We start from the raw sequence: 24,904 nt of genomic DNA on the forward strand, positions 1-24,904 counted from the left end.
CACGCCAATGCCATGAATGCGGAGTGGAACGCAGCTCAACGTGCCGCAGGAATGGATTTCTTCCGCCGGGTCTTTCGCACAGCGCCTCTTACTCCCTTGACGTGCTCGACGATTGCGCTTCCCACCGCCGCAGCCAGCCGAGGTGGTACCGCGTTGCCGATGAGCCGGCCAAGTGGCGCAAACTGCACCGGAGCCTCCGGCTCCACGAACTCGTAGTCCGGCGGGAAGCTCTGCAGGATCGCGGCCTCTCGAAGGCTCATGGCCCTGTCCTGCTCGGGATGCCCGAACCGGCCAGCGCCGTAGCTATAGGCCAGTGTGGTGATCGTCGGTGACGGCTCGTCCCAGGCCATACGCGCGTAGACGTTGCGGAAGGTGTTGCCGGAAGCCTTGCGGTGGCAGGGGGACCTCAGTTCTTCAGGCCAGTCCTCCCAGGTCCCACCAGGCGTCGACTGCTTGATGCGTTCGAGGTTGATCTTGTCCAGGCTCCGACTCTTGTGGAGTCGGTCGCCCGGATGGGTCCCCCCGCTGCCCACCGGGTCCAGGCCACCGATCGCCTGTCGTACCGTCGCGTAGTTGGCGGGCGAGGTCGTTCCCTTGGGGACGGTGATGTCACCCAGGAGCGAGGCGACGAGGACCATTCGTCGGCGGTGTTGCGGCACGTCGTACGCCGGGCAGTAGCAGGATTCGTAGTCCACCTGGTAGCCGAGCTCTCGCAGACGGGCGACGAACTTCGCGAAGATCGGGGTGCTGCCGATCCTTGGCACGTTCTCCATCGTCACGATCTCCGGCAAGGTGCCCTCGACCAGTCGGCTCACCTCGTCGAGCAGGGGCCACTGGGCCTCCCGAGAGGTGTCGACACCGCGGCGGTACGACGAGAACGGCTGGCACGGCGCGCAGCCCGCGAGGACCCGCACTGCTCCGGCTGGCCACAAGCCGGCCAGCTCCTCGACACCGAGGTCGCAGACGTCGCGCTTCAAGAACGGTGCCCGGACGTTGGCGCGGTACGGGTAGTCACAACTGCGGTCGAGGTCGACGCCCGCAGCCAGGTGTATGCCTGCTTCCTGCAGCCCGTAGGACAGCCCCCCGACACCGCAGAAGAGATCCACGGCGGAGATGGTCACAGGGCGTACGGCCATGCCCGGACTCTAGTGGATCAACCGCATCGTCGGTGTCCGACGGTCGGACGACGTGGGTTCCGTCGCATCGTAGCCGAACGGGCAGATGCACTGTCTTGATGACGACATTCCGCGGGGCTGCCGGCCGCACGGTACGCCTGCGATGATCCGGCAGGGTCGATCAGTTCAGCAAGAGGCGTCTTGAGCTGCAGGTCCGCGCTGTCAGTGCAGCGTGGGACGACTGAACGAGCAAGCGCCTGCCCAGTTCGAGCCGTCCGTGGATCAATAGTACATTTGTACTATTGATCCAGCTCTGTCGGACTTGGTCCCTACTATGAGCCTCCCATCAGCAAGGAGGCGGTCATGGCGACGTGGGCGCAAGCGCCGATGCAGCGCTCGGCAGGTGTTCCGACCCCCATCACCCGTGCCTTGGTAGACGAGCTGCGCACGATCCTCGACCGTCGCGGCGTGCGCCAGACCCACTCGCTGGTGGCCGACTTCGTCGCCCGGCACCGTCTGACACATCGTGATGTCGACGCACTGCTGGTTGCCCTGACCAGGGTCGGCGTCGCCGACGTTCCTGCGACCGCGACTAGCCCGATCGTCGACGGAGCCACCGTCGGTGACCTCGGAGACCAAGACGTCCATGCCGTACCCCTGCCCCTGGCCGCGCCGGAGGTCAGCGAGCAGCCGGGGGGCGCGGCGGACGAGGCCGCGCCTGACGACGACTTCGCGTGGATGTTCGGGGAGGAGCCGGAGATTCCGGCCCGTCGGTCTGCCGACGAGGTCGTGGATGCGGTTCTCGACGACCTCTTGGGAGACTGGTCCCGCACGGGAGGTCGACTCACGCGCGCCGAGGTGGCGTTGCTGGCCACCAAGCGGAAGCTGTCCCCCACCCAGCTCGGCGAGTTGCTCGACCTGCTGGAGGAGGCGGGGGTCGAACTGCCTGAGTCCGCCGAACCACTTCCAGGGCGAGCAGCTCGCAAGGGCTACGAGTTCCACGGGGACTCGGTCGGCCAATACCTGCGCACGATCGCTCGGTATCCCTTGATCGACGGACCTCGGGAGGTCGAGCTGTGGTCGTTGATCTCGCAGGGCGTCGCGGCCCAGGAGGAGCTCGACGCTGCGGAGCAGGGCGAGCTCGCGCCGAACGTCCAGCGGAGCCTGCGGGCCCGGGCCGCCGATGGGCGGCGGGCACACGCTGAGCTGGTGTGCGCGAACCTACGGTTGGTGGTCTCGATCGCGAAGGCTCGGCACTACGAGTCCAGCGGCATCGAGTTCGCCGACCGGATCCAGGACGGCAACCTGGGACTGATGCGCGCGGCTGACAAGTTCGACGGGTCGAAGGGCTTCAAGTTCTCGACCTACGCCACCAACTGGATCCGACAGTTCATCGAGCGCGGCATCGGCGACCGGGGCAGGACGGTCCGGATCCCCGTCCATGTCCATGAGCAGGTGCAGAAGGTCAGGAGGGCGGTTTCGAAGCTCACCGCGCGGCTCGACCGGGAGCCCACGTTGGCGGAGATTGCCGATTTGACGGGCGTGGAGCCGGGAAGGGTCCAGGCATTCCTGGATCTCATGCACCCGTTCCGGAGTCTCGATGCGCTCCTCGGTGACGAGGGGGATCTCCACCTGTCGGACGTCCTGGTCCGCGAGGAGGATCGCGACGGCCGTACCGATCCTGCGCAGATCGTCATCCATGCGATGTTCCATGCGGACACGAAGCGCATGCTCACGGCGCTTCTGCCGGAGCGGTCGGTCCGCATCCTCGAACGTCGGTTCGGCCTCGGTACGGGGGAGAAGGAGACGTTGGACGACATCGCTACCGATTACAACGTCACCCGTGAGCGGATCCGACAGATCCAGGACAAGTCGTTGGTGAAGCTCCAGGAGAGTGAGCAGGCGGCGGCACTGCGGTCGTACCTGGTCGATGATTCGAAAGCCGGCCGGTCCGGCGGTTTCGTTGGGAGGCAGGGCTCATGAGCGGGGCAGTAGTTCAGTCGGAGGAGCAGGCGTGCGAGGCATTCGTCGCCTGGCTCGACCGTCGGGTGGTGGCGGCGGGCCGGGGTGACGGGTTGGAACGGTTGGAGGTGTCGCCGTCGGGCACGTTCTGGCTCGGCAGGCTCGCCTGCGAGGACGAGGTACGCAAGGGTGCGGCCGATGAGCGGTCCGAGCGGTTGGACCCATGCGCCATCGGCATCCGACTACGGCCGGCTGCGGCACCGTCGTGGTCGTTGTCGGTGAAGGTACGGGCGAGGGCATGGGTACAGGACCCCAAGGACGGCCCGGATCCCGACCGGCGTTGGTGGCGTAGCGACCTCGTCGAGGAGGTCGTGTCGGTGCTGGTCGGCGCGGAGGGCGGATCGTTCGGCGGCAAACAGCTCGCGGACGCGTTCGCGGCGGTCGGGGCGCCGGGCCTGTCCGCCGAGGTGCGGATCGACGTCGAGGACTGGCACAGGGAGACGGAGCTCGTCGTTCAGCTGGTCAACACCAGTCCGGAGAAACCGCCAGGGCTGAAGGACTCGCACCTGTACGAGACGCAGATCGAGGTCTCTGGTCTGGCGACCGCACCGTTCCAGTTGGAGGCGCTGCCCGACAGCTTCCGCTACGACCGTGCCGTGCCCGCGTACGGGGTGAACGTCGGCGTCGAGATCCTGGCATCGGGTGCCTTCTGCACGTCGGACACGGTTGCGGTACAGACCTCTCGGCCCCAGTACTGGAACGGCGTCTACGAGGAGCCGGACCTGTCGTTCGAGACCTTGGCGAGCGACCCGCTGCCCGAGCTCGCCAAGCTGGTGGACGCGTTGGCGGCGTACGACGACGCGCAGTGGTCGCCTACTGCGTTGGATACGCGGCAAGCCGCGCAGGCGTGGACGGCGGCGATGCGTGCCGAGGCGGACCGGTCGGCGGCCGAGGTGTTCGCGGAACTCGGTCGGCTGCGTACTGGCCTGGAGTTGCTGCGGACCCGACCGGAGATCCTGCGTGCGTTCCAGCTGATGAACATGGCGATCGCCCGCAGCGCCCGAGGACGTGGATACAGCGCGTGGCGGTCGTTCCAGGTCGGCTTCCTGCTGTCTGCCATCAGGTTCCTGGCCGAGCCTGACGACGAGGCGCGGCACGTCGACACGGTGTGGTTCGCCACCGGCGGCGGCAAGACGGAGACCTACCTGGGGCTGTTGCTGACCGCGGCGTTCTTCGACCGCCTCACCGGCAAGACCATGGGGGTCACCGCGTGGTCCCGGTTCCCGCTACGGCTTCTGAGCCTGCAGCAGACCCAGCGGTTCGCCGACGCGCTCGCCGGCGCCGAGATGGTGCGCAAGGAAGAAGGCGTCGGTGGCACGCAGTTCAGCCTCGGCTTCCTGGTGGGCCGAGCCGGGACGCCCAACAAGGTGGTGCCCAAGACCGAGGGCGACGAGGTCACCCCGGACAGCCCTGGAATGCCGGACCGGTACCAGGTGCTGCTGTACTGCCCGTTCTGCCGCGACGAGAACCTGAAGATGCGGTTCGATCGCGAACGGTGGAAGCTCGAGCACCGCTGCACCAGCGCGACCTGTCCCACGAGGGGGCAAGCGCTGCCGATGTACGTCGTCGACCAGGAGGTGTTCCGGTTCCTGCCGACCGTGGTGGTCGGCACGTTGGACAAGGCGGCGTCGATCGGTCTCCAACAGGCGATGCGTGGCCTCGTCGGTCCACCTCAGAAAGTGTGCCCTGTGAAGTGGCACGGCTTCACCTACGCCGAGCGGTCGAAGTCGCCGAACGGCTGCCTGGTGCCGGACTGCCAGGGCGGAAAGGTCCTCAAGCCTCTGCAGATGGACGCGAAGCGGTTCGGGCCGTCGCTGCGACTGCAGGACGAGCTGCACCTGCTTCGGGACAGCCTCGGAGCGGTGGACTCCCACTACGAGAGCCTGCTCGACCATCTGCAATGGGAACTGTGTGGAACGCGGGCGAAGATCGTGGCGAGCAGTGCGACGCTGACCGGGTACGACCGGCAGATCGACGTGCTCTACCAGCGGCAGGGACGGGTGTTTCCGCAGCCGGGACCGCGGGCGGGCGAGTCCTTCTGGACCACACCGACGACTCAGCCGCTGAGGCGGTTCGTCGCCGTCGCGCCGCGCGGCGTGACGTTGGAGCACGTGAGCGACCGGACCCTCGACGCGTTGCAGCGGTGCGTACGGGAGCTGGTCGACGACCCTGCGGCGGTGTGCGCGGAGGCCGGGGTCGACCCGCGGCACGCAGCCACGTTGGTCAGCCTCTACGGCACCGACGTCGTCTACGGGACGACGCTCTACGACGTGGAAGCCGCCGGCCGGAGCCTCGGCAGTAACAACACCGTCGCGGGCATCAACGTCGAGCAGCTCACCGGTCAGACCGACTTCGACGAGGTCCGCGCGATCCTGGAGCGCCTGGAAAATCCGGAGGACGACTTCGCCGAACGGATCCATGTCGTCGCCGCCAGCTCGATGCTCTCCCACGGAGTCGACGTCAACCGACTCAACACGATGGTGATGCTGGGCCTGCCGTTGACGACGGCAGAGTTCATCCAGACCACGGCCCGAGTGGGGCGCAAATTCCCCGGTCTGGTGTACGTACTGCACAAGATCGGCAGGGAACGGGACGCGCAGACGTTCCGGCACTTCGAGCAGTACGTGCGCCAGGGCGACCGGTTCGTCGATGCCATCCCGATCACCCGCCGCAGCCGCCGTGTCCTGGACCTGACGATCGCCGGCGTCGTCGGCGCCCGGACGCTGATGATCCGTGAACCGGCGAGCCGACAGCGGCTGAGTACGCCGGCGAAGCTGCGGGACTACGCCCGCAACTCCGGCATGACTCCGGCGGCGGAGGCCGCTGAGGTAGCCAGGGTGCTCGGCCTCGACGGGGCCGAGGACTCGGTGCACCGCGAGCAGATCGCCGAGTGGTTGCAGGCGTGGTTCGTCGACCTCGAGGATCCCGCCAACAAGGCCACGTTCGTCAGCGAGCTTGGTCCCCGTTCCCCGATGATGAGCCTCCGCGACGTCGAGGCCAGCGCTCCCATCCACGATTGACAGGCGGACGGCATGACGATTCTCGGATCCCGTAGCGGCAGCCAGATCCTGCGTACGTTCCTGCCCGACCAGACGGTCGACCTGCGGGGCGAGATCTATCGCGTTGCCGAGTGGTCGGCACCGAGCGCGATCCAGGTCGACACCGATCTCGTGCGCAGGCACCTGCTGCGCGAGGTGGGAGCGTGGATTGCGCACGACACCGACGGGGGCATGGGCGACGACCTGCTGCGCAACGCTGCCGTCGAGGTCGTCGAACTCGAAGAAGCCCGCGGCGTCACGGTCGAGCGGTATCCGCAGGTGTGGCTCTGTCGAGTCTGTAAGCGCATCGGCAAGTCCCTCGATCGGGCGTGTAGGTGTGGGCAGCGCAAGTGGGGCCAGCTGCACTTCGTCGGCATCCACGACTGCGGCGCGATCACCGAGCCTTGGATCAAGCGGTGCGAGGTGCACGACGACGTGAAGGTCGTCATCCCCAAGAGCGCGAAGGCAGCCGACATCACGTTCGTCTGCCCGGTCTGCGACAAGCTGACGATGCAGGGGCTCGGCTTCAACAAGCGATGCGCGTGTGGCGACGGTTCCGTGCGGTGGAACGTGCACAAGGCCCGGGCCGTGTACACGCCGCGGGGCATGGTGCTCATCAATCCACCGCGGCCGGAGCACCGGGAAGGTCTGAAACTTGCCGGCGGCGCCCGCAAGGCGCTGGTATGGCTGGCCGAGGGCCTGACCGCCGCCCGGCCCGCCGACGTCACGGCGAAGCAGACGAAGGAGGAGTTCCTCGCCAAGCTGATCGGCGACGGCATGGACCCGACGTTCGCCGCGACGATGGCGGACATGGCCGAGCAAGGAGGTCAGCTTGCGAAGCCCGGCGACCACCCGATCGACCAGTTGTCGGCGGATCGGAGAGCAGAAGCCGAGCGGGAGGCCGTTGACGTCGCGATGGCGCTAGCGGAGAGCCGGACGCCGACCACGGCTCTGCGCGGCAGCACGCCGGGCGACGCGCTCGACCTGCGCTACCGGACCAGCTACCCGGGAGCCTTGGCCCGCGCGGGGATCGACGGCCTGGACCTCGTCGACCGGTTCCCGGTGCTGAGCGCTATGTACGGCTACACCCGTGGGGAGGACGACCCGAAGAAGTGCCGGCTCGTTCCGTTCCGACGCAAGCGGGGCGGCTACCGGTTGTACGGCAACCTGGCTGAGACCGAGGCGTTCCTGGTGCGTCTCGATCCGGTGCGCGTCGCGACGTGGTTGTCGTCCAGAGGACACCGCCTCGCTTCCTGGACCCCTGGAAACGGTGACCCGGTTGCAGCGCGAGTTGCGGTCCTGCAGTCGGCCGTAGTGCCGTCCAAGCGTGACGACCCGTCGGTCGGATCGGTAGGCACCGACCTGCTCAAGCTTGTTCACACGTATGCCCACAGGTTCATCCGACAGGCTGCGGTGTTCTCGGGCATCGAACGGGATGCGTTGAGCGAGTATCTCGTTCCCGCCCACCTCGGGTTCTTCGTGTACGCCGCCGCCCGTGGCGACTTCGTCCTCGGTGGCATGCAGGCGGTCTTCGAATCGAACCTCGACGACCTGCTCGGCGCGTTTGTCGACGCGGAGCACCGCTGCCCGCTGGACCCGGGGTGCAACCGGGGGAGCGGAGCGTGCAGCGCGTGCGTGCACCTGGGCGAGCCGTCGTGCCGGTTCTTCAACCGGTTTCTCGACCGCAGTGTGCTGTTCGGCACGGACGGCTACCTGCGGCCGCCGGTCAACCGATAGCGGGCGGCACCCGACGCCGCCACTCGGCCTCGACCCGGTCGGCGGCGGCATCGGGCGCCTCGTGTTCCCATACGTGCAGGACGGTCCAGCCCAGGTCGGCGAGAGCGGCGTCCTTGGCGCGGTCGCGGGCGACGTTGCGGTCGAGCTTGTCCTGCCACCACTCCCGATTGTTGCGGGGAAGGGTGCCGTGCTCGGGACAGCGATGCCAGAAGCAGCCGTCGACGAAGACCGCGATCTTCGCCCGGGTGAAAGCCAGGTCCGGGCGACCCGGCAGCCCGGGATGGTTGACCCGGAATCGCAGTCCCCGGCCGTGCAGTACGCGCCTGAGAGCCAGCTCGGGTTTCGTGGATGATCGGGGCATCCTCCGGAACCGGGCCGAGGTCTCGGCGTCGAGCGGTGCTGGCAGGGTGGACTTTCGGTCCATGTCACCAACCTATCCGGGGACTTCACGAAAGATCATCCAAAGCTAGGCTCAGCCGGGAAGCCACCTAACTAGTAGTGACGGTTCGAAGACGGAGAATGCACCTGTGACGGCAACGAAGCGCGACGTCCGTGGAACACTCGCGCCGGGATCGGTCGTGGTGGTCCGAGACGAGGAATGGCTCGTCCGCGCCACCGAGGAGACCGCCGACGGCACCCTGGTGCACGTCCAAGGCCTCAGCGAGCTGGTCCGCGATACGAACGCGTCGTTCTACGAGCAGCTTGACGACGTGACGCCGCTGGAGCCGACGCGGGCCCGGGTGGTGGCCGACGGCAGCCCGCGCTACCGCACCGCCCGACTGTGGCTCGAATCGACCGTCCGCAAGACCGCCGTACCCGTGGGGGAGCGTTCGCTGTCGGTGGCTGCCCGCGGGCTCGCCGACGCGCTGAGCTATCAGCAGTCGGCAGCACGCAAGGCACTGGACCCGGAGAACCTGCGACCGCGGATCCTGCTCGCCGACGCGGTTGGCCTCGGCAAGACCCTCGAGATCGGCATGATCCTCTCCGAGCTGGTGCGTCGCGGACGCGGCGACCGCATCCTCGTGGTGACGCCCCGGCACGTGCTGGAGCAGATGCAGCACGAACTGTGGACCCGCTTCGCCTTGCCATTCGTCCGGCTGGACTCGGCCGGCATCCAGCGGGTACGCCAGAAGCTGCCCGCGACGCGCAACCCGTTCACCTACTACAAGCGGGCGATCATCTCGATCGACACGCTGAAGTCCGACCGGTATGTCGCGAGCTTGCGCAAGCAACGCTGGGACGCCGTCGTCATCGACGAGTCGCACAACCTCTCCAACGTCTCCACGCTGAACAACCGGCTGGCGCGTCTGCTGGCGCGCAGCTCCGAGGCGCTGATCCTCGCCTCGGCGACCCCGCACAACGGCCGAGCGGAATCCTTCGCGGAGCTGGTCCGGCTGTTGGACCCGTCGGCCGTGCCCGCCGATGGCACTCTCCATCCGGAGGAGGTACGGCGACTGGTCGTGCGGCGGCACCGGCACAGCCCGGAGGTCGCGCGGGTCGTCGGCGCCGACTGGGCGGAGCGGCAGGAGCCGAACAACGTGCTGGTTCCCGCCACCCCCGAGGAAGACGCCGTCGCCCGCGAACTGGAGGAGACGTGGCTGTGGCCCGGCCGGGGCGGTAGCCCGTACTCGGGACAGAACCCCTCGCTGTTCCCGTGGACGCTCGCCAAGGCGTTCCTGTCCTCGCCAGCGGCGCTCAAGGAGAGCATCGAAGGGCGACTGGGCCGGCTCGGCGACGATGACCGGGCTGACGTCGAGCGGCGCGCTCTCGAACGGCTGGCCGCGCTCAACGAGAAGACGCTGCGGCGGCCGTCGGCGAAGTACCGCCAGCTCGTCGAGCACCTCAAGGAGATGCGTGTCGGTCGCGGATCGCCCGTGCGGGCGGTGGTCTTCGCCGAGCGGCTGGAGACCCTGCGCTGGCTGCACCGGAACCTACCCAAGGACCTCGGCCTGCCCGCCGAGGCTGTCGAGATGATGCACGGTGGGCTGGCCGACGACGAGCAGCAGCGCATCGTGGAGGCGTTCAAGCAGGAGCAGGCACGAGTGCGTGTACTGGTCACCGGCGACGTGGCTTCCGAGGGCGTCAACCTACATGCGCAGTGCCACGAGTTGGTCCACTACGACATTCCGTGGAGCCTGATTCGTATCGAGCAGCGCAACGGCCGCATCGATCGGTACGGGCAGAAGCACCCGCCCCGGGTCACGGCCCTGCTGCTCGACCCGTCGAGTGACCGGTTCGCCGGAGACGTACGAATTCTCGCCAAACTGGTGGAGAAGGAGGACGAGGCGCACGCCGCACTGGGTGACGTCGCCTCGCTGATGGGCCGCTACGACGTCAAGGGCGAGGAGGACGAGATCCGTGCCGTCCTCGCCGGCAGAAAGGACCTCGACGACGTCGTCCGCCCCGTTGCCGCCGTAGCTGCCGGCAACGACCTGTCCGCTCTGTTCGCGCAGCTCTTCGACGCACCCACGACCCCCGGCGCCGAGGAGCCGACCGGCGGTCACTCCGATCCGGCGACCGACCTTGGGTCGGGCCTCTACGGCGACGACGTCTCCTACCTCGAGGACGCGCTCCGCGAGGCGTTCATCGACCCCGCGGCACCGCCGGCCCGCGGAGGCGTCGCCTGGCGCCGTGACGCCGCGTTCGGCACCGTCGAGTTGACCCCGCCGCGAGACCTCGTACAGCGCCTCGAGGTGCTACCGCAGACCTATCTCGCCGACCGCAGGGTCACCGAGCGGCTGGTGCTCGCTACGACCCTGGCGCGCGGCAAGGACCGGCTCGCGGCGGCGCTACGCGACGACAGCGACTCGACCTGGCCGGACGCCCACTACCTCGGCCCGCTGCACCCCGTCCTGGAATGGGCGGCGGACCGGGCGCTGGCTGCCCTGGGCCGCAACGAGGTGTTCGCCGTCCGCGGTGCCGTCGACGCCCCGTCGGTGCTGCTGCTCGGCACGCTGACCAACCGGCGCGGCCAGGTCGTGTCGGCGGCCTGGCTGACGGCGGAGTTCCCGGTGCCGGACGACCCATCGTTCGCGCTGATCACTCCGCACGACTCGGCACGGGAAGCGCTCCACGCCCTCGGCTGGGACGTCACTCGTAACAATCCCGGGCCGGTCGTGGACATCGACGTGCTGCAACGCCTCGTGGCCCCGGCAGTCCACGAGGCCGAAAAGCATCTACTCACCGTGTTCGAGGCGGCGGCGCAGGACGTGGCGCTACGGGTCGAGGAGTGGTCCAGACGGCTGGACCGCTGGGACAAGGAGGCAGAGGCGCTGATCCAGCGCAGCGACGTCAAGCAACGCAGGACGAGTGTGGAACAGGAACGAGCGTTGGTGCGGGCGATGGCACCCGACCGACAGCTCGTACGGCCGCTGCTGGTGGTCGTGCCCGACACGGAGGGTGGCAAACGGTGAGCGGGACGGACGCGATCCTCGTCGGCGAGGGTTGGATCTCGGAGCACTACTTCACCACCGAGGCCAAGGGCGAGTCGTTCCGTTCGGAGGTCAAGAAGCGCCGCGACGCGTGGGACGCCGAGGCGAAGGAAGGCCGCAAGACGCCACGGTCGCGGTTCACAGAGGCCCGACAAGGGCTTGAATCCGATCTCGCGACGCTGGCCGAACTCCTCGATCCAGCAGCCGGTGCCGACAGGCGCGACGGACTCGCCCCCGAGGATGCGGCTGTGGCGGTCCACGATCGGATGCTCGACGTGCTCGAGCTGACCGGCCACGGCCTCGTCCTCGATCGGCAGGGTCCGCTGCTGCGGGTGTCGTCGCCGGGCGTCACCGACCGGTCGCCGTTGGTCGTCGTATCCGCGCGGCCGGTCGCCAGCGTCGAAGAGCTGCTGGCCCGTGACGCGGTGACGCTGCGCGAGCCGGTCCAGCTCGGCGACGACGCCGACGAGGTGAAGTCCGCCGCGCGGCTGGTTTCGGCGATGTTCGTCGCCGACGACGCCCCCGACCTCGTCCTCGTGCTCGCCGGACGCTGGGCGCTGCTCGCCGAGCGGGAGCGCTGGGCCGAGGGTCGCTACCTCGCCGTCGACGTGCAGCTTGTCTGCGAACGCAACGACACCAAGAAAGGCGGGGAGATCGACCGAGCCCTGACCTGCCTGGCTGCGCAGTCGATCGCCCCCGACGCGGACGGGAAGCTGTGGTGGCACGACATCCTCGCGGCCTCCGTCAAGCACACCGTCGGCGTCTCCAAGGACCTGCGGGACGGCGTCCGCCTGTCCATCGAGATCATCGCCAACGAGGTAGTCGCCCGCCGCCGCGAACAGGGCCTCGACCCGTTGCCGGCGAGTGAAGCCCAGCCGCTGGCGAAGCAGTCGCTGCGGTTCCTCTACCGCATCCTGTTCCTCCTCTACGCGGAGGCGTCGCCCGAGCTGGGCGTGCTGCCCGTCGGTGCCCGCGAGTACGACCAGGGATACAGCCTCGACCGCCTGCGGGAGCTTGTGCAGGTGGAGCTGGCCACGCCACGCGCCCGCAACGGCACTCACCTGTACGACTCACTCGGCGTGCTGTTCCGGCTCGTCGACTCGGGCCACACTCCCGCCATCAGTGAAGACGACGATCAGGGGTCGGCGTTTGCGGAGGGGTTGACCTTCAACCCGTTGCGTGCCGACCTGTTCCGCCCAGAGGCGATCGCACACATCGACGAAGTGGGCCTCGGCAACGCCGCCGTACAGCAGGTGCTCACCCACCTGCTCCTGAGCAAGGAGTCGAGGGGCAAGGACCGAGGCTTCATCTCGTACGCGGAGTTGGGCATCAACCAGCTCGGCGCGGTGTACGAGGGCCTCATGTCCTACACCGGTTTCTTCGCCGAGACCGACCTGTACGAGGTCGCCAAGAACGGTGATTCCTCGAAGGGCTCCTGGGTAGTTCCCGTCGAACGGGCGGAGGGGATCGCGCCCGCCGACTTCGTCAGGTTCGTGGACCAGCTGACCGGCGAGCAGAAGCCGGTGCTGCACCGACGGGGTTCGTTCGTGTTCCGCCTCGCGGGGCGCGAGCGACAGCAGTCGGCGTCGTACTACACCCCTGAGGTGCTCACCCGCTTCACCGTCGGACAGGCCCTCGAGGAACTGCTCGACCAGGACGGGCGGACGACGAGCGCCGCCGAGATCCTCGAACTGACCGTCTGCGAACCGGCGCTCGGCTCGGGGGCCTTCGCCATCGAGGCGGTACGGCAGCTCGCCGAGCAGTACCTCAAGCGCCGCCAGGCCGAACTGGGTATCCGGATCGACCCCGACGAGTACCCGCGTCGTCTCCAGGAGGTCAAGGCATATCTGGCGCTGCACAACGTGTACGGCGTGGATCTCAATGCCACCGCTGTCGAGCTGGCTGAGATCTCTCTGTGGCTCGACACGATGGTCGAGGGCCTGTCGGCCCCGTGGTTCGGCCTGCACCTGCGCCGCGGCAACTCCCTCCTCGGCGCTCGCCGAGCCGTTTATCGACGCGGGCAGGTGAGCGACAAGTCATGGCTCGGCACTGTGCCGCGCGACGTGCCGCTGACGTCGCTCGTGGCAGACATCGAGGCTGGGCGGGTCGCGGACGACGGCATCCATCACTTTCTGCTGCCCGCGGAGGGGTGGGGTGCCGCCGCTGACGCGAAGGAGGCCGTCGCGCTCGCCCCAGATGCGGCGAAGCGTCTCAAGATGTGGCGCAGCAGCGTTAAGTCGAAGCCGACGCAGCAGCACGTCAACGCGCTCGTCGAGCTGGCGCACCGGGTCGAGGTGCTGTGGCAGATCGCGCACCGGCGGCTGAGCATTGCCGAGCGGGAGATTCGCCGGGCGATCCCGGTGTGGGAGGGCGGCGACCTGCCGGAAGGCGGTGCTGTGCAGCGTGAGCAGATTGAGGCTGCCCTCGCCGACCCCGACGGCTCCTTTCAGCGTCTGCGCCGTGTCATGGACGCTTGGACGGCATTGTGGTTCTGGCCGCTCACCGAGGAGTCCACCACCATTGATGGGGTACGGGTGGATCCGCCCACGATGCCACAGTGGATCGCCGGTTTGCAGGCGCTGCTCGGTCGTAGCCCTGAGCTACGCAAGACGTCCCTGCCGCGTGAGACCCTCACTGCAGGAGCAAGCTGGGATGAGCTAAATGCTGCCGAGAAGCTCGAACTCGGCTTCGCGAATGCACTGCCGGTGGCGGACGCGCAACAGGCGCATCGGTGGCTTGTTGTATGCGAGCGGGTTGCGGAGCAGCAGGGTTTCTTCCACTGGAATCTGGACTTCACGGCGGTGTTCGCGCAGGGCGGTTTCGACCTCCAAGTGGGAAACCCGCCGTGGGTGCGGCCCCGGTCGGACGTGGACGCTCTGCTCGCTGAGGGCGACCCGTGGTGGCAGTTAGCGGTCAAGCCGACACAGGCACATGTCAAGGCGCGGCGTGAGGTAACGCTCGCACTGCCCGGGATCAACAGTCTCGTGGTCAACGGCACGAGCGAAGTCGCCTGTCTTGCGGAATTCGTCGGGTCGGCGATCCAGTATCCGCGTCTGCAAGGGCTTCAACCAGACTTGTATCGCTGCTTCATGGAGCAGACTTGGCGGGATTCCTCGCCGCGCGGCATGGTGGGCCTAATCCACCTAGAGTCGCATTTTACCGACGAGGATGCGCGGATGCTTCGGGCGGAGGCTTACCTTCGGCTGAGGAGGCATTGGGAGTTCATTAACGAGCTTGGGCTTTTCGATATCCAGAACCAGAAGCACTACGGCGTAAATATTTATGGATCGCCCACAGGGATGCCTCGCTTCGCCAACGCGGTCTCGATGTATCATCCGGACACCGTGGCGAGGTCGTTGTCCCACGATGGATCTGGAGTAGAGCCCGGCTTCAAGGATCACGACGGAAACTGGGACCTACGCCCACACTTGAATCGCATAACCACCGTTACCGACGAGACGTTGGCGACCTGGCATGCAATTCTCGAGTCGCCTGATGTACCGACACGGCAGACGCGCATGGTGTATACGGTAAATCGTTCAACTGCATCGGTGCTCGACAAGCTGTCGCACGCGCGGCGCATCGGTGAAGAAAGGCTGCACTTCTCGCGCGGCTGGGACGAGAGCATCGACAGGAAGAAGGGATTCTTCGAGTCGGAGTGGGGGGCTCCGGTTTCGTGGGAAGAAGTTATCCTCCAGGGGCCTCATCTGTTCGTGGCGACGCCGCTGTATAAGACGCCGAATAAGACGATGCTGCACCACCGTGACTGGTCAACCACGGACTTGGAGGCGCTTCCGCTAGACGCAGTGCCGATCACTTCGTATAAGCCAGCGGGCGACAGGCGCCGGTATGATCGCTCATATGTGCACTGGGGTGACAATAATCCCCGTTCGGCACGCGATTTCTACCGTGTCGCGTGGCGCAAGATGGCCGCCAATACTGGCGAGCGAACTCTCACTCCTGGAATAATCCCGCCCGGCGCGAGTCACATCGATGGAGTTTTCTCGATCGGCGTCGCAGGCGGCACCTTGTTGCATCTAGCGGCGATCGCTGGTTTTACATCCTCGCTTATCTCAGATTTCTCCGTTCGAGTCGCACCCAAAGCGAACATTCGCTTTGGTGCTGTCGCTCGATTGCCTATCGCCGGCGAGCATGCTCTGCAGGGTCACGTTGTCTTGCGCTCGCTTCGGTTGAACTGCGTTACCGCTGCATATGCCGACCTCTGGACTGACTGCTACGGGCCCTCCTTCCGCAGCGATACCTGGGCCGGCGGCTTCGACCACAGCCGCCGTCTCCCTTTAGGCGGTGTCGGCCCCGAATGGGACTCCGGCACCCCGCTTCGTATCGCGGCCGACCGACGCCAGGCTCTCGTAGAGATCGACGCGCTCGTTGCGCTCATGCTCGGGCTGACCGCTGGGGAGTTGTGCACGATCTACCGCACGCAGTTCGCCGTCCTCTACGGCTACGACCGCAACTTGTACTACTACGACGCCAACGGACGGCTCGTGCCGAACTCGGTGCTGAGCGTGTGGCGGAAGAAGGGTGACCGGGTCTCGCAGGAGGAGCGCACCGCGACCAACCAAGCGGGCAACACGTACACCTACGAACTGCCCTTCGTGACGTTGGACCGGGAGGCGGACATGCGACAGGCGTACGCCCACTTCGAGCGGCTGCTGGAGGAGCGTTCGTGAGTGAGCTGCTCCCCACGCTCCAGGCGGACGGCATCCGGCACAGTCTCGTCGACTACCTGACGACCACCTTTGGGCTGACCGACGGGGACGTCCGCGATGGGCTGGACCGGTTCCTGTCGGATCCGACGTCGGGCATGTTCAAGGGCCCGTACGTACGGCTGCGACTGCCGTTCCGCCCCGCCGACGAGGGCTGGCGGAAGTCGTTCGAGTGGTACGAGGGCTTCCCGCCCTACGGTCACCAGGCGGCGGCCTTCGCGCGCCTGGCCTCGTCGGTGGGCGGGGAGCCGCGGCGGCCGCTGCCGACGTTGGTCACGACGGGCACGGGCTCCGGCAAGACCGAGGCGTTCCTGTATCCGATCATCGACCATGTCCTTCGCGCCCGCCGCGAGGGCGTGACGGGCACGAAGGCGCTCATCCTGTACCCGATGAACGCGCTCGCCAACGACCAGGCCGCGCGGCTGACGAAGCTGCTGACCACGCACCCAGCACTGAAGGGCGTGACCGCGGCCCTCTACACCGGGCAGACCGGTCCGACGCGCACCACGGTGACCGCCGACGGGCTGATCACCGACCGGGGGATCATCAGGGACACGGCCCCGGACATCGTGCTCACGAACTACAAGATGCTCGACCAGCTGTTGCTGCGTTTCGAGGACCAGGAGTTGTGGCGGCAGTCCGCGACGAGCCTGCGTTACCTTGTACTCGACGAGTTCCACACCTACGACGGCGCGCAGGGTACGGACGTGGCGATGCTGCTGCGTCGTCTCGGTCTGGCGTTGAAGAGCCACTGGCGCGACGGCGACCCACGTGTCGACGACGCGGCCCGGGCTCGCCCGTTGGGGCTGGTGACGCCGGTGGCGACGTCGGCGACGCTCGGCGACAAGGGCGATCCGGCGGTGATGCTCGGCTTCGCGAATACGGTCTTCGGGGAGAGCTTCGACGCCGACGCGGTCGTGACCGAGACCCGGTTGGGCCTCGACGAGTGGACCGCCGACGCGGTGGAGACGGTCGGGGCGGACGGGTTCGCGCCGGTCGAGGTCGGGGCGCTCGACGTGACGGCGGCGGTCGAGGCGATCGCGGGGCTGGGCCACGACCCGACGGGCGAGCAGGTCGCCCACACGGTTCTCGGTCTGCTGTACGGGGTCGATGCCGGCCGGTTCGCCGGCGCGCACCCTGATCTGCTGTCGGCGCTGTGCCGCGCGCACCCGTTCGTCCGAGACCTCGCTCGTGAAGCGGAGCATGCGGTCGCGCTCGACACGCTCGCGGGCCGGGTCCTCGGTCATGCGGGCCTTGGCAGCGATCCCCGCGCGGCGACCCTGCTGTCTTACGTCCTGGCGATGCTCGGCCACGTGCGGGCGGTCACTGGACGTGAGGCGTTGGCGTTGGACGTCCACCTCTGGGTCCGCGAGCTGACACGCATCGACCGCGCCGCCGCAGCGACGGCGCGGTTCCGATGGGGCGACGACGGCCCTCCGGTCGCGGGTGGCGACGCCGAGGAAGTGCGGCCGTCGTTCCCGGCGATCTACTGCCGGCACTGCGGTCGCTCCGGCTGGGGTGTGGGTCTCGCACCCGTCGGCAACAGCCTCGCCGTCGACGACGACGGGATCCGCCGCGACCACGCAATCAAGGAGGGCCGGTTCCGGCCGCTGCTGTATGCGCCCGCCGAGGCTGCAGCCCGTATCGAGGAGGGCGAGCGCGTCGAAGGGCTGGTGTGGTTCTCGGTCCGCAACCGCGAACTGCTCGCCGACGTGGCCGAGGACGACCCGGACCTGCGCGATGGCTGGGTCCTGCCGGTGCTCACCAACGTTGGCGTCGACGCCGACGAGCAGGGGCGGAAGGACACGTGCCCGTCGTGCGGGCAGGAGGACGGGATCCGGTTCCTCGGCAGCGCGGTCGCCACGCTGCTGTCGGTGTCGCTGTCGACGCTGTTCGGGTCTCCGACGCTCGACGCCCGGGAAAAGAAGGCACTGGTCTTCACCGACTCCGTGCAGGACGCCGCGCACCGAGCGGGGTTCGTGCAGGCCCGGTCGCACACGCTTACCCTGCGGTCCGCGCTGCGTGACGCCGTCGCCGACGGCGCACTCGCGCTCGACGCGCTCGTCGACGAGGTGATGCGGCAGGCAGGCGACAACCCGTTCACGCGGTACCGCATCCTCGCCCCCGACTGCGCCGACCGGGAATCCTTCGCGGAGTTCTGGCGGGCGAAGACCTTGCGGTCGGTGCCCGCCTCGGTGCGGTCGCGGGTGCGCAAGCGGCTCGCGCTCGACGCGGCGCTGGAGTTCGGGCTCAACTCGCGTACCGGTCGCACCCTCGAACTGACGGGATCGGTGGCCGTCGAGGTCGAAGCGGGTCTGCCTGCACGGATGGCCAGCGTGGCGCGCGCCGCCCTGCAGAGTGCTTCATGGCAGGGGACGCTCGGCTCGGCGGGGCCCGACGACGCGACGCTCGTGCAGTGGGTACGCGGCGTGCTGGACCGGCTGCGCGCCCAGGGCGCAATCGACCACCCGTGGTTCGACCGGTACCGCGTCGAGGACGGCCGCCGGTGGTCGATCTGGGGTGGGCGGCCTCGAGGCGAGGGCATGCCCGCGTTCCCTCGGGACCGGCCCGCGCCCGCGTACCCGAAGGTTGGTGGCTCGGCCGAGCCGAACCGCGACGGTGGCCTGGACCCGGTGACGTCTGCACAGTCGTGGTACGCCCGCTGGACCTCGCGGGTGCTCGACGTATCACCGCTCGACGGCGGACGACTCGCGCGGCTGCTGCTCGACCGGCTCGCCCGCGACGGTGTGCTCTCGACGACGACCAGCGGGGCCGGCGCGACCGTGTACGCGATTCCCGCCGCCGGGATCGTCGTCGTGCCCACCGAGGAGGACGACCTCGAGGCGGGTCGCCACCTGCTGGTCTGCGACACGTGCCGGGCCACCACACCGGGCACGACGTCGGCCGTCGCGCAGCTCACCGGCGCGCCGTGCCTGCACGTACGCTGCCGCGGCCACCTCCTGCCCGAGGCGCTGGCCGACAACTTCTACCGGCGCCTGTACGCCTCGCCCGACATGCGCCGGGTCGTCGCCCGCGAACACACCAGCCTCCTCGACGACGAGACGCGCCTGGCGTACGAGGACGGCTTCCGCGATGCAGCCACCAGCCCGCAGGCGCCGAACGTCCTCGTCGCCACCCCCACCCTGGAGATGGGCATCGACATCGGTGACCTGTCGGCGGTGTTCCTCGCATCGCTGCCGCGCACCGTCGCGTCGTACCTGCAGAGGGTCGGTCGCGCCGGCCGCCTCACCGGTAACGCGCTCAACCTGGCCTTCGTCACCGGACGCGGCGAGCACCTGCCCAAGCTGGGTGACCCGCTGTCGGTCGTCGACGGTGAGGTCCGGCCCCCGGCGACGTACCTGGCCGCCGAGGAGATCCTGCGCCGACAGTACGCCGCGTACCTCGTGGACGGCTTCGCCCGCGACACCGGACGACGCCACCCGAGGACGGCGGTCGGAGCCATCGGATCCAGCGCACCGGGCACCTTCCTCGGTGACCTCGTGGTCCACGCCGAACAGGACGCCGACGAGCGCCTGCCTCGGTTCGTCGCCACCTTCGACGAACTGCCCGCTGAGGTCGTGACCGGGCTTCGTGATTGGCTGCGCCCCGCCGGCGGACCGAGGACCAGCGGCTTCGCCGCCCACGTGCACGCCGCCAGCCGCCGCTGGCAGGACACCGTCGAAACGTTGAAGCATCGGCAAGCCAGGATCGCCGCCATCCTCCCTGACCTCGAGGCGCGCGTCACGTCACCGGCAGCGACCGACGACGACCGGCAGGCGCTGCGCTCCGCGCAGGCCACTCGCAAGCTGACCGCCAGCCAGCTCGCCCACCTGCGCAGCACGTACTGGATCAGCGTCCTCGAGGAGTACGGGCTGCTGCCCAACTACACCCTCCTCGACGACACCGTCACCCTCGATGTCGGCCTGTCCTGGACCGACCCCGACACCGGGGCCTACGAGTACGGCAGTGCACGGTTCGAGCGTGGCTCCGCGCAGGCGCTGCGTGAGTTCGCCCCGGGTGCGACGTTCTACGCACGTGGCTGGGAGATCGAGATCGACGCGATCGACCTGGGTCTGGACGGCGCGTCGGTCCGCACGTGGGCGTTATGCCCCGCCTGCGGATACGCCGTCGACGTCGTGGAGTCTGGCCGCGAAGTCCCCGTAGTGTCCTGCCCGCGCTGCGGCAGCACCGGCATCGACGACACCGGCCAGCGCCTCGACGTTGTCGAACTGACCCGCGTCTCCGCCGAGGTACGCCGCGACGAGGTGGCGATCTCCGACCGCAAGGACGAGCGCGGCCACGTCGCCTTCCAGGTCGTCGCCGCCGCCGACGTCGACCCCGCCCACGTCGCCCGTCGGTGGTTCGTCGAGGGCACCGGCCTTGGATGCACGTACCTGCGCGTGGTCGACCTGCGGTGGATCAACATGGGCCCGCCCGGGCACGGCACGACACGCACCATCTCCGGCGCCGAACGCCAAGGCACCCTGTTCCGGGTCTGCTCCGGCTGCGGAAAGAAGGACACCGACACGGGACGCAACCGGCCACACGAGCACCGGCCATGGTGTCCCCACCGGACCGCCGCCACCGAGGTGACGAGCACAATCGCCTTGTCCCGGACCCTGCGTACCCAGGGTCTACTGATCCGGCTGCCCCGCGCGGTGAGCCTCGGCGACGACTTCGCCGTGCCCAGTCTCTCCGCGGCCCTGCTGCTCGGCCTACGCGAGCAGATGGGCGGCCACCCCGACCACATCCGGGTCGAACACGCGATCGACCCGACGCTGTCCGATGGCACGGACAACCACGACGCCATCCTGCTTCACGACGCCGTACCCGGCGGCACCGGCTACCTCGCCGAGACCGCCACCCCCGAACGCCTTCGTGAGCTGCTGATCCTCGCGTGGGACCGGGTCCGCGACTGCGATTGCCGCCACGAGGAACGCCTCGCCTGCCACCGGTGCCTGCTACCGTTCACCGCCCCCGGCGCGATTCGACGGGTCTCGCGGGCGTCAGCCGACCGGCACCTGCGCGCCCTCCTCGGGCTGCCCCCCGAAGCCGAGACCGCCGAAGGGACGACCTGGACCGTGACCGAGGTGCCGCCCCACGAGGAACCCGAGTCGCACCTGGAACGGGCCTTCCACCGGCTGTTCGTCGGCCGCCTACGCAGAAGCGGGGCTGCCGTCACCGAGGCACCCGGCCCGACCGGCAACGCCGTGCGTTTCACCCTGCCTGGCGCGCACCGGCAGTGGACACTCACCCCGCAGGCCAACGTCGGGGACTCCCGCCCCGACTTCCTGCTCGAGACCAACGACATGAACGTTCCTGCCGTCGCGATCTTCACCGACGGTCGGGCCTACCACGCCACCGCAGCCGTCAACCGGCTCGCCGACGACGCTCGCAAGCGCACGAACCTGCGCGACGCAGGCCTCGTCGTTCTCGGAATCACCATCCACGACGTCGCTGCAGCCGACGACGGCAACGCCACCGCGCCGCGGTGGTACAACCCCGACCTGGCCGGAAACCTGATGAACGTTCCGCAGTTCCAGGCCCCCCCAGAGGCCTACAAGGACCTCGGTAGGGGCCCCGTGGACTGGCTCGTGGAGTGGGTGTCGAACCCCAGCCCCGACGCGGTGCGCAGTGTCGCCCGGGCCGTGCCGATGTTCTTGTCGATCGGGGCACAACCCGTCCAGGTGCCCGACACGGCGGGCCTCGACGAGGTCGCCCGCGCGGTCCTACTCGACGAGCACCTGCCGGCGGGCACACGTCGCGTGCACCTGCACCGCACCGGCGCCCTCGCCGTGGTCGTGGAAATGGCCGGCAGCGGTGTCGTGCAGGTCGCCGCCGTGCTCGACGACCGCGACGGCGTACTAGACGACGCCCACGGTGACGCGTGGCGGGCGTGGCTTCGCCTGTCCAACGCGCTCGCGCTGCGCGACTGGCCGACGATCGTGACGACGACCAGCGTCGTTGGACCGTCGAGCGCCGCCCTGTCCGACGCGACTCCCGGCCACGGGCGCCCTGTGGGTGCGTGGGCGGACGTCTACGACGCCGCCACACCCGGCGACGAGCGGAAGCTCGTCGCGGCCCTCGCCGCCCGCGATGGGCTCGCCCCGCCCGTGGTCGGTGCCGAAGGCCCCGACGGTATCCCGCTCGACCTGTCCTGGCCCGACCTGCAGGTGGTCGTCGCCTTCACCCACATGCCACCCCAGGACCGCGCGGACCTCACCGCCGCAGGTTGGCGAGTCGTCGACCCCTCGCCCGAGAGCGTCGCCGCCGCCCTGACCGACGTCACCCCCTACGAGCACGGAGAACGTTGATGCCGACGATCATCATGGGCAAGCTCGCCAGCAAGATCGACGGCTCCATCCGTGGCAAGGCGATGACGTTCCTGCAGAGGCTTGGCACCGACGACACCACGCCCGGCCTGCACGTCGAACCCATCCAGCACTGCGCCGACCCGCGGGTGCGCACCGGCCGGGTCGACGAGTTCTGGCGTGCGGTCATGTTCCGACTGGACGGCAACGGCGAAACCCACTACGTCATCCACGGCATCTGGCCGCACGACGACGCGATCGCCGTCGCCCAGCGCGTACGCCTGAAGGTCAACCCCATCAACGGCCTACCGCAGATCGACGAGATCACTACGTCGCCCGTGGCCCCGCCCGTCGCCCCACCACCGACCGTGGCAATGTCTGTCGCACCGCTGTTCGTGCGCCTCGGGCACGACCGGAACGACCTCGTCGACACACTCGGCCTGCCCGACGACGTCGTCGACCAAGCCCTGGCCGCCGCCGACGAAGATGCCGTGCTCGATCTCGCCCAGCGCCACGAAGGCTGGCTCGGGACCATCCTCGTCGACCTCGCCGCCGGCGACACCGTCGAGGCGATCGTCGCCCGCATGCAGCTCGAGAAGACCGACCCGACCGGCGACGCCGATGCCGACGTCCTGCAGTCCCTCAAGCGGCCCGCGGCCGCTCTCCAGTACGCGTTCATCGACGACCAGGACGAGCTGCGCCGTGTCATCGAGAACGGCGACTTCGGGGCGTGGCGGATCTTCCTGCACCCCGACCAGCGTCGTTACGTCGACCGCAGCTACAACGGCCCCTTCCGTCTCTCCGGTGGCGCGGGCACCGGAAAGACCGTCGTCCTCGTCCACCGCGCCCGCGCGCTCGCCCGGCGAGAGTCCGACGCGCGGATCGTCCTGACCACGTTCACCACGAACCTCGCCGAGGCACTCGGCGACGGCCTCACCCAGCTCGACCCGCAGGTGCCCCAGACCAGGGCTCTCGGCCAGCCCGGCGTCCATGTGACCGGCGTGGACGCACTGGCTTCCGCCGTGCTTCGCGGCGCCGGGAGTGGTCTAGCCTCCGCGATGCGCAACGTCCTCGGTGAGCAACGGTCCGCGCCGCTGGCCCGCACATCCGGCACGCGTTGGCGGGAGATCATCGAGTCGACTGGAACCACCCTGCCGCACGAACTCGCCAACGAGACGTTCCTCGCCAGCGAGTACGCGCACGTCGTGCTGCCCCACAAGGTCCACGACGAGGCCGCCTACCTGCGGGTACGCCGCCCCGGACGCGGCGTCGCCCTCGACCGCGCGAGGCGCTCCGCCGTCTGGGCGCTGATAGCCGCGTATCGTGCGCAGAGCCGCATAGACGGCAGCCTCGACTTCACCGAGGCCGCCGCCGTCGCAGCCGCTTACCTGGTGACGCAGACCGACCGGCCCGCGGACCACGTGCTCGTCGACGAAGGCCAGGACCTGTCACCTACCCAATGGCAACTCCTGCGTGCCCTCGTCGACGAACACCCTGACGATCTGTTCATCGCCGAGGACTCACACCAGCGGATCTACGGCACACGCGCCGTACTCGGGCGCTACGGCGTCGCCATCGTTGGCCGCTCCCAGCGCCTCACCCTCAACTACCGCACCACCGCGCAGAACCTCCACTTCGCAATGGGCATCCTCGACGGCGGCGAGTACGTCGACCTCGAGGAGGAACCCGACGAAACCGGCTACCGCTCCGCCCGCACCGGTCCTGCCCCCACCGTCGAGTTCGTCGAATCCCTCGCTGGCGAACTCCAGGCCGTCGTCCGCCACGTCCGTGCCTGGCTCGATGATGGAGTAGCCCTCGACACTGTCGCGGTCCTCGTTCAGGACAGGTTCCACCGCGACCGCGTCGCTACCGCCCTCACCGAACACGGCATCGACGCTCGCGCCGTCGATCGCGACCGACCCCCGGTTGGACGCGTGCCGGTCCTCACCATGCACCGTGCGAAGGGTACGGAGTTCTCCAAGGTCGTCCTCGTGATCGGCAAGCCGTCGCCCGCCGAACTGGCCCGCCTCGCATCGCTGGACCCATCCGAACGTTCGGACGCGGAACTGCGGGCCAGGTCGTTGAGGTACGTGGCGGCGACCCGGGCACGGGACGAACTGGTGGTGGTGAGCCGGAAGTGACGGGCTACTTCGCGGGTGCGCCCGCCCGCCGAGCTGCTGGCCGCGAGCCGAAGGAGGCAGATGACGCGCCGAGGGCGACGGAGCTGGTCCCGGTCTGCATCAGCCACGTTGGAGAGTCCGAGCTGAGCCAACAGGGTTCCGCGGCCCGACTCAGCGTCGAGCAGTTCGCGGAGATCCGATCAAGCTGGTCGTGGGCAAGTACTTGGAGCGCGTCATCGTCACTGCGGCTACCGCCGGGGCAGACAAAGGCGCACGTCGCAGAAACCCGCACCGAATTACGAGCCCAACAGGCTGGGAATGGTCTCGACCGCGCCGAAGACCGCACGCGGAACGGCGCGGGACCAGGGTTCGATTGCCTGCCGGTCCACCATATGCCATCGAG

The 24,904-nt window shown here is 68.6% G+C and carries 9 protein-coding genes; 7 read left to right on the forward strand and 2 right to left on the reverse strand.

The genetic code is table 11. The annotated features are described in order from the left end of the window. Window positions 1–35: 35 nt before the first annotated feature. Complete coding sequence (locus AB0A95_RS15595) at window positions 36–1,136, reverse strand: DNA cytosine methyltransferase (RefSeq protein WP_357556396.1); 1,101 nt, start codon at window positions 1,134–1,136, stop codon at window positions 36–38. 342 nt (window positions 1,137–1,478) lie between these two features. Here AB0A95_RS15595 and AB0A95_RS15600 point away from each other — a divergent pair, with 342 nt between their 5' ends. From AB0A95_RS15600 to AB0A95_RS15610, 3 genes are read left to right on the forward strand one after another with little or no spacing between them, the layout of a single operon-like run. After that, window positions 1,479–3,098, forward strand: coding sequence for a sigma-70 family RNA polymerase sigma factor (locus AB0A95_RS15600; RefSeq protein WP_357556397.1), 1,620 nt, complete (start codon window positions 1,479–1,481; stop codon window positions 3,096–3,098). Next, window positions 3,095–6,157, forward strand: coding sequence for a helicase-related protein (locus AB0A95_RS15605; protein WP_357556398.1), 3,063 nt, complete (start codon window positions 3,095–3,097; stop codon window positions 6,155–6,157). Before AB0A95_RS15600 ends, AB0A95_RS15605 begins: the two co-directional genes overlap by 4 nt. 12 nt (window positions 6,158–6,169) lie before the next feature. Next, window positions 6,170–7,912, forward strand: coding sequence for a hypothetical protein (locus AB0A95_RS15610; RefSeq protein ID WP_357556399.1), 1,743 nt, complete (start codon window positions 6,170–6,172; stop codon window positions 7,910–7,912). Here AB0A95_RS15610 and AB0A95_RS15615 read toward each other — a convergent pair. After that, entirely contained in the window at window positions 7,902–8,336 is a 435-nt protein-coding gene (locus AB0A95_RS15615; protein WP_357556400.1) for a very short patch repair endonuclease, read from the reverse strand. The genes AB0A95_RS15610 and AB0A95_RS15615 overlap by 11 nt on opposite strands. 103 nt (window positions 8,337–8,439) lie before the next feature. On the opposite strand from AB0A95_RS15615, the gene AB0A95_RS15620 reads away from it, so the two are divergent. The 4 genes from AB0A95_RS15620 to AB0A95_RS15635 are packed head-to-tail and all read left to right on the forward strand — an operon-like array spanning window position 8,440 to window position 24,522. Then, the gene (locus AB0A95_RS15620) at window positions 8,440–11,325 is read left to right on the forward strand and encodes a helicase-related protein (RefSeq protein ID WP_357556401.1); all 2,886 of its coding nucleotides are present in this window, start codon (window positions 8,440–8,442) and stop codon (window positions 11,323–11,325) included. Beyond that, window positions 11,322–16,034, forward strand: coding sequence for a class I SAM-dependent DNA methyltransferase (locus AB0A95_RS15625; RefSeq protein WP_357556402.1), 4,713 nt, complete (start codon window positions 11,322–11,324; stop codon window positions 16,032–16,034). The genes AB0A95_RS15620 and AB0A95_RS15625 overlap by 4 nt, the downstream gene beginning before the upstream one ends. Further along, on the forward strand, window positions 16,031–22,384 hold the full coding sequence (locus AB0A95_RS15630) for a DEAD/DEAH box helicase (protein ID WP_357556403.1): 6,354 nt from the start codon (window positions 16,031–16,033) through the stop codon (window positions 22,382–22,384). Before AB0A95_RS15625 ends, AB0A95_RS15630 begins: the two co-directional genes overlap by 4 nt. Beyond that, window positions 22,384–24,522 (forward strand): UvrD-helicase domain-containing protein, encoded by a 2,139-nt coding sequence (locus AB0A95_RS15635; RefSeq protein ID WP_357556404.1) that lies wholly within the window; start codon window positions 22,384–22,386, stop codon window positions 24,520–24,522. Before AB0A95_RS15630 ends, AB0A95_RS15635 begins: the two co-directional genes overlap by 1 nt. Window positions 24,523–24,904 lie beyond the last annotated feature (382 nt).

It is taken from the genome of Micromonospora sp. NPDC049230 (assembly GCF_040647875.1).
Classification (GTDB): Bacteria; Actinomycetota; Actinomycetes; order Mycobacteriales; family Micromonosporaceae; genus Micromonospora.